The organism is Burkholderia sp. AU4i, assembly GCF_000466765.1.
Taxonomy (GTDB): Bacteria; Pseudomonadota; Gammaproteobacteria; order Burkholderiales; family Burkholderiaceae; genus Burkholderia; species Burkholderia cepacia.
Genome location: NZ_ASSI01000155.1, coordinates 1 through 10,005 on the forward strand (window position 1 = coordinate 1; position 10,005 = coordinate 10,005).

The window sequence follows — 10,005 nt, forward strand, 5'->3', positions numbered from 1 at the left end:
AGCGTTATTCCCCCCGACTCCGAATACATATTTCTGTCGAGCGCAGCATCGAGGGAGCGCGCCCGTTCCTCGGGCGTGCGTAACTGCTGTGCGGCTAAGACAGGCCGACCCACGATCTGGCTCCAGGAGTACTGTATAAATATACAGGTATTCTAGCCCAAGATTTCGAGTTTGAGGGTTGGAGGGCGGGTTCAACTTTCTTCCCTCCACTCGCTATCTACCGTCCCTAATTGACCATCAAACACCGTGGCCGCATCGTTTCAAGATTACTTGAATCTTTGAATCGACAGGTCTATGATGCCGCCATGGACTCGAACCTCGTTGTACGCGCGCTCGGCGCGCTCGCTCATGAATCGCGCCTGGCGATCTTCCGCGCACTGGTTGTCGCGGGCCCCGAAGGCATGCCGGCTGGTGAGATTGCTCAGCAGCTTGGCCTCTCGCCGTCTGGCTTGTCGTTCCACCTTAAAGACCTGTCGCATGCGGGCCTCGTCAACAGCGAGCAGAAGGGACGGTTCATCTTCTATTCAGCCAACTTCGATGCGATGAACGCACTGCTCGGGTTTCTGACCGAGAACTGCTGTGCGGGCGCTGACTGTTCCGTTCAAGCTGTGTCGCAGTGCCAAGGAGCTAAATCATGAAACGCATGCACATCCACGTTGCTGTCGAAGATATTGATGCGAGCACCCGGTTCTACGTTGCCATGTTTGGAGGCGCGAAACCGACGGTATCGAAGTCGCACTACCGCAAATGGGAGTTGAGCGATCCGAAGGTCAACTTCGCTATTTCGCAGCGTGGCGTAAAGCCTGGCATTGATCACCTTGCATTCAGGTCGAATCGGACGAGGAACTTGCCGAGATGCGAGCGCGTTTCGCGAGCGCTGAATTGCCTGTCACGAATCAGACGGCGACGACCTGCTGTTATGCAAAGTCGGATAAGACCTGGACCGTGGACCCACAGGGCGTCGCATGGGAGACGTTTCAAACGCTTGAGCACGCCCCTGTTTATGGAGAGTCGCGCGATCGTTCGCGCGAAGCCCGCGTTTCTTCAAATGCCTGCTGCGCCGGCGCAGATCTCAATCGGAGCAAGACGTGAACGACAAGACCTACAACATTCTGGTCCTTTGCACGGGCAACAGTGCCCGAAGCATCATGGCCGAGGCGCTTTTTAACACGCTAGGCAAGGGTCGATTCCACGCGTTCAGCGCAGGCAGTCACCCGTCAGGCGCGGTCAATCCGTTTGCGATCGAGCGCTGCGAGTCGCTGGACTACGACACGGCCGGGCTGCGCAGTAAGAGCTGGGATGAGTTCGGTGCACCCGACGCGCCGCAAATGGACTTCGTGATCACCGTGTGCGACCAGGCGGCTGGCGAGGTGTGCCCGATATGGCCCGGTAAGCCGATCACCGCGCACTGGGGTTTTGAAGACCCTGCCGCATTCGTGGGCAGCGACGAAGAGAAGCGCGCGGTCTTCACCAAGGTCTATCGGCAGATTCTGACGCGGGTGAGCCAGTTTGTGAACCTGCCGTTGCACGTACTCGATCGCAATGCCGCCCAGAATGAAGTGCGCGCGATTGGCGAACGTCCCGCCGAGGAATCCAATGGGCAGCACTGATTCGGTCGCTCGCGCGAGCCGTCCGGTCATTGGCTTCTTCGAGCGATACCTGACGGTGTGGGTTGCGCTGTGCATCGTCGCGGGCATCGCGCTGGGCCAGTGGTTGCCGTCCCTTTTTCAGGCGATCGGTCGCATGGAATTGGCGCAGGTCAATCTGCCGGTGGGCGTGCTGATCTGGGTGATGATCATTCCGATGCTCATCAAGATCGACTTCGGCGCGATGGCGCAGGTCAAGGGCCACTGGCGCGGGATCGGCGTTACGCTGTTCGTGAACTGGCTCGTCAAACCTTTCTCCATGGCGCTACTGGGCTGGATATTCGTGCGCCACGTCTTCGCCGCCTGGTTGCCCGCAGCGCAACTCGACAGCTACATTGCCGGCCTCATTCTGCTGGCTGCCGCCCCCTGCACGGCGATGGTGTTCGTCTGGTCGCAGCTTTGCAAGGGCGATCCCTATTTCACCTTGTCGCAGGTGGCGCTGAACGACGCGATCATGATTGTCGCATTCGCGCCGATCGTGGCACTGTTGCTTGGCCTGTCCGCCATCACCGTTCCCTGGAATACGCTGATCGCGTCGGTGGGTCTCTACATCATCATTCCAGTCGTCATCGCGCAGTTATTGCGTCGCGTGCTGCTCGCGAAGGGTGAGACCCACTTCAATCGCACGGTGTCCCGCCTCGGGCCTTATTCGATTTGCGCGCTGCTCGCCACGCTGTTGCTGCTGTTCGCGTTTCAGGAGCAAGCAATCGTCCGGGAGCCGCTGGTCATTGCGATGCTCGCAGTCCCTATTCTCATTCAGGTGTTTCTGAACTCCGGGTTGGCCTATCTGCTGAACCGCAAGCTCGGGGTCGCGCACTGCGTGGCGGGTCCGTCCAGTCTGATCGGCGCGAGCAACTTCTTCGAACTGGCCGTTGCTACCGCCATCAGCTTTTTCGGGTTCCAGTCTGGCGCGGCGCTGGCGACAGTCGTTGGCGTACTGATCGAAGTGCCAGTCATGCTGCTGGTGGTTGGCGTCGTGAATCGCTCGCAGCGCTGGTACGAGACGGCCTGAGGAGCGAGTGTGAGCGCCATAATCATTGCACACGAGACCGTCGGAAGTGACGTCGGTCTGGTCAAGGCCCTGGTCCGTGACGGCCTCCCGGTCGATGACCTCAACGAACCGCAGCGCCGCTTTTTCGGGTTCACGACGCTTGCCGGTTCGCACGTCGGATACGGCGGCTTCGAACAATACGGGCGCGATGTGCTGATCCGCTCGGTGACAGTCGAGCCAAGCTGTCGAAGCAAGGGCATCGGCCGGAATCTCGTTGCGGTGCTGCTGCGTCAGGCCTTCGACGCGGACGCCAGAACTGCGTGGCTCCTTACGACTGACGCACAAGCCTTCTTCGAGAAGACCGGATTCAACCTTGTGAGCCGCGAGACCGCGCCTGCCGCGATCCTCGCCACGCGCCAGGCCGTTGAACTGTGCCCGGCCACAGCGATTTTGCTCTCACGCCCCATCACCCCGTAGCTCTTTAGCCGCTTCCATACGATGTCCACCGATCTTCCGAACGTCAGTCTTTCTCATCTCGACACGCCCGATCTCACAAAGCTCGAACCCCGGACGATCTCGGATCATCCGCCGCGCATCTTGCTGCTCTACGGTTCGCTCCGTCCGACCTCCTATAGTCGCTTGCTGACACTCGAGGCTGAGCGCATCCTTCGCAAGTTAGGCGCCGAGACCAGAGTGTTTGATCCACATGGTCTGCCACTCGCCGACAGCGTGCCCGCCGACCATCCGAAGGTCCTCGAATTGCGCGAAGCGTCCATCTGGTCCGAAGGCCAAGTTTGGTGCAGCCCGGAACGACATGGCGCGCTGACCGGCGTGTTCAAGAACCAGATCGACTGGCTGCCGCTCGACTCCGGAAGCATCCGGCCGACGCAAGGGCGAACACTCGCGGTCATGCAGGTGTCGGGCGGCTCGCAATCCTTCAACGCGGTGAACGCTTTGCGCGTGCTCGGCCGCTGGATGCGCATGGTGACCGTTCCCAATCAGAGTTCGGTAGCCAAGGCGTTCCAGGAGTTCGATGAGAGCGGTCGCATGAAGCCCTCGTCGTACTACGATCGTGTGGTCGATGTGATGGAGGAACTGTATAAGTTCACGCTACTCGTGCGCGACCGCTCAGATTACCTGACCGACCGGTACAGTGAGCGTAAAGAGAAGGCTCCGGCATCAGTTTCCGTCCTCGCCAATGCAGCCATGAGCCATGAGCACAGCGCACAGAACGCCGACACCGACGACAGTGAAGTCGAGTAACTCGACGGATCGCGCCGAATCGCTGGCCACCTGGGCGCTCGCGCTCGCCCAACTGGTGTCGTGGGGCTCGGTCTACTATTCGTTTTCGCTGCTGGTCGTACCCATGGAGCAGACCATGGGCTGGAGCCGCACGTCCACGAATGCTGCCCTCTCGCTCGGACTGCTGGTCTCGGGTTTCGTGGCGTATCCGGTGGGCAAATGGATCGACCACGGGCTCGGACGTCGAATCATGGCCATTGGATCGCTGATCGCGGCCGCCATGCTTCTGATGTGGTCGGCCACATCGTCGCTCACGATTCTCTTCGTAGCGTGGATCGGCTTGGGCCTGTCGATGGCTGCGACCTTCTATGACCCGCTCTTCGCCGTGCTCACGCATCGCTATCCGCTGCGATACAAGACCAAGATCACACTGGTGACGCTCGTTGCGGGATTCGCGAGCACGGTTTTCATTCCGGTCACGCAGTTCCTCGTGGATCTGGCCGGTTGGCGTCTCGCGCTCGTCGCACTTGCCGCGTGCAATCTAATCATTTGCCTGCCGATTCATGTCTTCGCAATCCGCTCCTCACGAATCGACCCGAACGCTGCCCAGCCGAGCGCGGAGCGCACGGCGGTCGATGCTGCGGCAACGCGACGTGCACTGCGCACGCCTACCTTCTGGGCGCTCGCACTGTGCTTCACAACCTACTACGCGACCTTCGCCGCGCTCACATTTCATCTGGTCCCGTTGATGGTCGAGCGCGGCGTCACCAACACGGTCCTGGACATCACCATGGCGCTGATAGGACCCGCGCAAGTCATCGCCCGCGCGGTCTGGTTCGCATTCGATCGCAAGGTCACCATCACGACAGTTGGTTTCATCGTGGTGACACTCTTTCCCGTCTCGACGGTCGTCCTGATTGTGGCTGGCAAATCCGCTGCGCTTTTGTGGATCTTCGCGCTCTGCTATGGCGCCGCCAACGGAATGATGACGATCCTGCGCGGCACGATCGTCCAGCAGTTTCTGTGGACGGAGGGCTACGGCGCGATCAGCGGCATGCTGTCGTTTCCGTCGAACATTGCGAAGGGCATCGCGCCCATCGCAGCGGCCAGCATCTGGGGATTGACGGATGGATATGTCGCCGTCGAATGGACGGTGTTGCTTGTCTCCGCGCTATCCGCCGTCAGCTTTTTTATCGCAGCGAAGTGCGCGTCGGCACGTCCCTCTTATCGGTGAGTCGATTCGGGAGCAGCGATGACTTACAACGGTCAACGTGGTGACTTAAAGCGTGCGTAGAGTGTTTGCTTTTTCTGTCGAGCGATGTTCGTCAGCATCAAAGCAAAGGTCCTCACGGACGAAACCGGCGTCTACACTGAGATCCCCGCCCTGCTCGCCGCGACGGGGATACTCGAGCCGCTGATTGATTATTTCCTGCATAGAAGCCACGATCGCAGTCTGGAATGGATGCGCAAGGTGACGCGATCGGTGCGGCTCTTTCTTGAGTACATCCAACTCAACCCCGCCGAACGCGACCCTCATCGACTGTTTCAGAATTTCGCGAAGCGCCTGTATACAGGAACGTTCAATCGCGAAACAGGAATCGACGCCACGGGCCTTTGCTGGCCGCCTCGCTCGCCGCACGACGCGGCACGCATCATCATCCATTTGAGCGACTTCTTCAATTGGTTGGGCGAAGTTCGTCCTGAAGCAGCCAGCGTCAATCCTCGGTACGTCGGCAGCACGTTCGATCGACAGATCGATGAAGCCGCTTACCAGTATCGTAGAAGCAAGGCCTTCCTTGGGCATACGTGGGCGTCGAATGCCACCGCGCGCGCCACAGGATATTGGCTTCGCTACCGGAGAATCCCGAAGGTCGCGCGAGGTGAGCCGCCAGCTTTTCCAGAACGTCACTTTGAAGCGTTGCTCTTCAAAGGCTTTCGCAACGGCGATCGTTACGACTATCGTGGCATCTTGATCACGCTACTGCTCCATGGCGCGGGATTTCGAGAGTCGGAGCCTTTTCACCTTTACGTTCAGGACGTATTTCCAGATCCACAGGACCCGCGTCAAGCCAAGGTCCTCATCCACCATCCGCACTACGGGGCCGCGCCTGCTGACTGGTGCGACGAGCGAGGACGACCACGTAAATCGAACCGAGCAGAATACCTCGGCCAGCGCTTCGGCCTTGTGCCGCGTACAGACTTGATGGACCGTCGGCATGCTGGCTGGAAAGGCGGCATGCACGACGGTCCGTACTACAAGCAGGCGTACTGGTTCGTGCCGGAGTACGGCGAGTGGTTTCTGGAACTTTGGCATCGCTATCTGAAGCAGCTTGCGCATTTCGATCGGGATCATCCGTTCGCTTTCGTGAACCTGCGGCGCGCACCCTATGGTGCGATATACACCCTCACGCAGTACAACAAGGCTCACGCGGCCGCGTGCAAACGCATTGGCCTCGAAGTTGGCAAGGCGCTTGGCACAACTCCGCACGGGCACCGACACGCCTACGGCCAGCGTTTGAAGCACGCGGGAATCGACAAGCCGATGATTCGCCGCTTCATGCATCACGCATCGATCGAGAGCCAGGAGATCTACACACAAGCAAGCTTTAGCGAAGCCCGAGAAGCACTTCAGCAAGCGGCGCACCGGCTGGATGGACTTCTTACGACGCCTCTGTCCGATTTGGTCCGTTCATCTGACTAGCCACATCTCCACGTGACCGAGCAAACACATGTACAAGACCTCTCCAACTAAACCCAAGGGGCGTCGCAAGGCGGCAAGGACCGAGCGCAGCATGCGACGCGATTCGGATGCAACCCTGACCTGGGTGGTGGAGTTCTATCCAGAACTTGCAGCCTGGAGAGGCTTCGCCTTGGAGTGGCTCGGTGGGGAAACGCATGGTCTACACCAAAGGCTGCAGGCCCTATCGACTTTCTTCGAGCGCTACCTCATTCTGCAGAGCCTGCCGCTGGACCCGAGTGTATTCCTGGCGCAAACGACACAGGTTCCAGAATTTCACCGAACGGCGTGTCCTGACTCTCCTTGGGGCATCAGCGCGAACAATCTTATCCACGCTTTTCTGCAGTTTGTGTTGCTTCGGCATTTCAGTCAGATTGGTAAAAACGATAACGCCGTATTAATGCAGGGCTATCACAACCCGGTACGTCGTATGTCGAAAGCGGGGTTGCCGAAGCGCGGCGAGAGCGTTTATTCACCACTGCCTTATGGCTACATCGACCAACTTCGGCAGATGCTGGCGGCGGGACCCCATTTTCGCGATTGGCAATGGGCACATGGTGCGCTCGGGAGCAAGATCGGCCATATGGGTGCGAGCGCGCCTGATTGGCTCGACGTGACTGAAGACGAGATTGATCGCGACGATCCGGATTGCGTCTGGCGCATACGTAAGCTGAGTCGAAACTATCGCGGTGGTCAAGTGTTGCAGATGTGGAGTCCAGTCCGATGGGTTGCACTGCTTGTGAAGCTTATCTTGCCCTTACGAACTAGCCAGGTCCGCGTACTTGACTCCGGAGAGGCAGACACCTGGCGCTATGCGGCAGGACGTTGGGAGCGAAACAGCAGCGAGATAGCAGAAGGAAGCGAATCTCGGCCGCTACAGCAGGGTGTGTTCCGGCGCGACTATGATCGCAACAACAACGAGAACGCACTGGCGATCCTCTATATCAACACGAACAAGACCGCCGACGTCTCTAAGTCAGGGCCAGAGAAGGGCTATTTACTGCCATGGACGCACGGCGGGGCGCTTCACCAGAATGTTTTCTACTGGATCGAGAAGCTGCGCAACTGGCAAGAGAAGTACAACCCCATCTCGCGTCGGACCTCATGGGCAGAACTTGATCGTCGACATATCATTGCCAAGACTGATTTTCAGTTGGCGCGCTATCCTGACGCGTGCTTTCTCTTCCGATTGCCAGAATATCCAACGGCACGAATGCGTAACTTTCCGCTTCAGGATCAGGCGCTCAATTCGTGCTGGTTCTATTTGCTGAAGGCATTCGAATCACGGCTCGCCGGGCGTTCCGAAACTCACCACAACGGAACACCGATTCGGCTGCTGCCGCCCCAGTCCAAGAAGAGAACGTTGTTCCCACTTCACAGTTTGCGAGTCTCCCTTGTCACTGCACTGGCCTTGGAAGGACAGGTGCCGTTCCCTGTGCTGCAGAAGCTTGTCGGTCATAGCCGGTTGGTCATGACCTTGTACTACACCAAGCCTGGAGCCACCCATATTCGCGACGTCCTCCTCGATGCGAAGGCTCGCCTGGATGCAAATAAGAATGCGAGCATTCAGAACTTTCTGCTCGATACCGCACACGACGAACTTGTCCGAAGTGCGATCTGCAATAGTGTGAGCAGTGTTTCAGATGCAATCCCTGAGCATCCAGCGGCAAGAAACGCGTTGGGCTGGATGCCAATGCACCACGGCCTTTGCCTCGCTGGAGGAAACGCCAGCGATTCGATGGAGAATCGTTCGATTGGCGGATGCCACAACGGAGGTCCGATGGTTTTGCCGGGGACTGCCGTTGGCAACGCAAAGCACGCTCCCGTTCCGGGAGGGAATCGCAACTGCGTTCGATGCCGCTGGTTCGTGACGGAGCCTCACTACCTTCCATCGCTCGCCGCGCACTTCAACACGATCGCCTACCATTTCGACGAGGCCCGCAATGCTTGCCTCGCGAATGAACGCGTGCTTCTTGACCTAAAGAAGCAGAAGGCTGACGCTGAAGACGCTGGCGAGGTCTTCCTTCATCTCGATGCCTTTCGGCAAGCTGAGCGCGTGTGGGAAGGATCGATGAAGCGATTTAACGACTTCGCGGAGGATCTCACCGCTTGTTGGCGGCTCATTGAGCGCTGCAAGGCTGCGCTCGACCGGGCCGTCGAAGACTCTACTCAACTAGTGGCGGTGGGCACCGCGAGCGATGTGCACATCGCGTTCGAAGAGACCGAATCGGAATTGCTTCAGCTCGCTGGAGTTTGCGACGATGTCGAGCTCTATCCGGATCTCGATGCAGGCAAGGCAGTATTCCGTCGTAGTCAGTTGCTCGATGCCGTGCTTTATCGCGATCACCTTGCGCCCGTCTTCATGACGCTGGGCGAAGAAGAACAACTCCGCGTTGGCAACGCATTCATGCGCCGTCTCGCGCGGCAGATGAACCCCGCTAATCCAGTGCTGGGAACGCGGCAGGTCATCAACCTGATGGACGCCGGCCGGAGTCTCAGCGAGCGATTTGGCATTGATTTCGCCACGTTTCTGCCGGAATGCAATGCCACCGGCATGCTCAAGCGCAAGCCTCAACGAATCGACGAGTCGCAAGCATGAACAGCGCGACATTCGACCACCCGAACGTGCTTCTCGGCACGCTGCTCGCCAAGGGTGGTCGTGCCCATCGGCTTGCTAGGCTAAAAGCGCTGCACGAGATTTGTCGCAGGCATCAGGAATCAGGCTCGCGCGATTTTTCTCTCTCAACCATTGGTCGCCTGGCCGAGGCGGAAGGCGTCCTAAAGGGACGCGTCCTCTACAACATGCAATCGGCAGACTACCGCGAGCTGATTTCGGCCTGGGCGACGTATGCCGGGCCACCGACACTTCGACCATCGAAACCGCTGGCAAGCCACGAATACCTCATGCGTATTCACGACCCCGCGATCCGCTCCATCATGCAAGCAATCATCGGGGAACGAGACAAGCTCCGGGCCGAGGTCAACCTTCTGAAATCCAACGCGCAAGTCGTCGTGGATCGACGCCCAATCGGTGTGCGCGCGTCAGGAGACGCCATCGCGTTGCCAACAACGACAAACGGCCACAACGCGCAGCTCACTCCTTCAGAACGTGAAGCGCTGGGGAAGGCGGTCTCTGCCGACTACCTCGAAAGACATGGCTTACACGAAGGCAGCCATGGCGAGATCGTGAACGAACACGGTCGGACAGTGTTCGATGTCGGCTTCGCGCGTGCAATACGAAAGATCCTCGGAGCCTGAACAGCCGATAACCGAAACGATGTATTTCGATGTATGCATACATCGAAACGGAGAGTCCTTGGCGACCCCACCGCAGAACGCTTTCACGCTTTTCGCCCTCAAACTATGTACTCCACGGGTATAGGTCCAAA

At 58.8% G+C, this 10,005-nt stretch carries 9 protein-coding genes and 1 pseudogene; all 10 read left to right on the forward strand.

Features of this window, described 5'->3' with window-relative positions; translation table 11 throughout:
• Positions 1-305: 305 nt before the first annotated feature.
• The 10 genes and pseudogenes from L810_RS30930 to gmtX all read left to right on the forward strand — a co-directional run bounded on the left by L810_RS30930 (position 306) and on the right by gmtX (position 9,874).
• A complete protein-coding gene (locus L810_RS30930; RefSeq protein ID WP_012431285.1) occupies positions 306-638 on the forward strand; it encodes an ArsR/SmtB family transcription factor in 333 nt (110 codons plus the stop codon).
• Positions 635-1,092, forward strand: a pseudogene (locus tag L810_RS49345) (ArsI/CadI family heavy metal resistance metalloenzyme). The gene L810_RS30930 and the pseudogene L810_RS49345 overlap by 4 nt, the downstream one beginning before the upstream one ends.
• A complete protein-coding gene (locus tag L810_RS30935; protein WP_012431286.1) occupies positions 1,089-1,610 on the forward strand; it encodes an arsenate reductase ArsC in 522 nt (173 codons plus the stop codon). The pseudogene L810_RS49345 and the gene L810_RS30935 overlap by 4 nt, the downstream one beginning before the upstream one ends.
• Complete coding sequence (arsB, locus tag L810_RS30940; RefSeq protein ID WP_021162173.1) at positions 1,597-2,658, forward strand: ACR3 family arsenite efflux transporter; 1,062 nt, start codon at positions 1,597-1,599, stop codon at positions 2,656-2,658. The genes L810_RS30935 and arsB overlap by 14 nt, the downstream gene beginning before the upstream one ends.
• A gap of 9 nt (positions 2,659-2,667) precedes the next feature.
• Positions 2,668-3,114: an arsenic resistance N-acetyltransferase ArsN2 gene (gene arsN2, locus L810_RS30945; protein ID WP_012431288.1), complete on the forward strand. Its 447-nt coding sequence runs from the start codon at positions 2,668-2,670 to the stop codon at positions 3,112-3,114.
• A gap of 21 nt (positions 3,115-3,135) precedes the next feature.
• Positions 3,136-3,900, forward strand: coding sequence for an arsenical resistance protein ArsH (arsH, locus tag L810_RS30950; RefSeq protein WP_012431289.1), 765 nt, complete (start codon positions 3,136-3,138; stop codon positions 3,898-3,900).
• Positions 3,851-5,113 carry an MFS transporter gene (locus L810_RS30955; protein ID WP_039346158.1) on the forward strand — a complete coding sequence of 421 codons (1,263 nt, stop codon included), beginning with the start codon at positions 3,851-3,853 and terminating at the stop codon, positions 5,111-5,113. Before arsH ends, L810_RS30955 begins: the two co-directional genes overlap by 50 nt.
• 84 nt (positions 5,114-5,197) lie before the next feature.
• On the forward strand, positions 5,198-6,580 hold the full coding sequence (gene gmtY, locus L810_RS30960; RefSeq protein ID WP_012431291.1) for a gamma-mobile-trio recombinase GmtY: 1,383 nt from the start codon (positions 5,198-5,200) through the stop codon (positions 6,578-6,580).
• A gap of 28 nt (positions 6,581-6,608) precedes the next feature.
• Positions 6,609-9,215 carry a gamma-mobile-trio integrase GmtZ gene (gene gmtZ / locus L810_RS30965; RefSeq protein WP_012431292.1) on the forward strand — a complete coding sequence of 869 codons (2,607 nt, stop codon included), beginning with the start codon at positions 6,609-6,611 and terminating at the stop codon, positions 9,213-9,215.
• On the forward strand, positions 9,212-9,874 hold the full coding sequence (gene gmtX, locus L810_RS30970) for a gamma-mobile-trio protein GmtX (RefSeq protein WP_012431293.1): 663 nt from the start codon (positions 9,212-9,214) through the stop codon (positions 9,872-9,874). Before gmtZ ends, gmtX begins: the two co-directional genes overlap by 4 nt.
• The last annotated feature ends 131 nt before the right edge of the window (positions 9,875-10,005 follow it).

Bases quoted from the DNA above. Each gene is read 5' to 3' on its own strand.
- gmtX (WP_012431293.1), top strand. From the start codon at position 9,212: ATGAACAGCGCGACATTCGACCACCCGAACGTGCTTCTCGGCACGCTG.
- arsH (WP_012431289.1), top strand. From the start codon at position 3,136: ATGTCCACCGATCTTCCGAACGTCAGTCTTTCTCATCTCGACACGCCC.
- gmtY (WP_012431291.1), top strand. From the start codon at position 5,198: ATGTTCGTCAGCATCAAAGCAAAGGTCCTCACGGACGAAACCGGCGTC.
- L810_RS30930 (WP_012431285.1), top strand. From the start codon at position 306: ATGGACTCGAACCTCGTTGTACGCGCGCTCGGCGCGCTCGCTCATGAA.
- arsB (WP_021162173.1), top strand. From the start codon at position 1,597: ATGGGCAGCACTGATTCGGTCGCTCGCGCGAGCCGTCCGGTCATTGGC.
- gmtZ (WP_012431292.1), top strand. From the start codon at position 6,609: ATGTACAAGACCTCTCCAACTAAACCCAAGGGGCGTCGCAAGGCGGCA.
- L810_RS30955 (WP_039346158.1), top strand. From the start codon at position 3,851: ATGAGCACAGCGCACAGAACGCCGACACCGACGACAGTGAAGTCGAGT.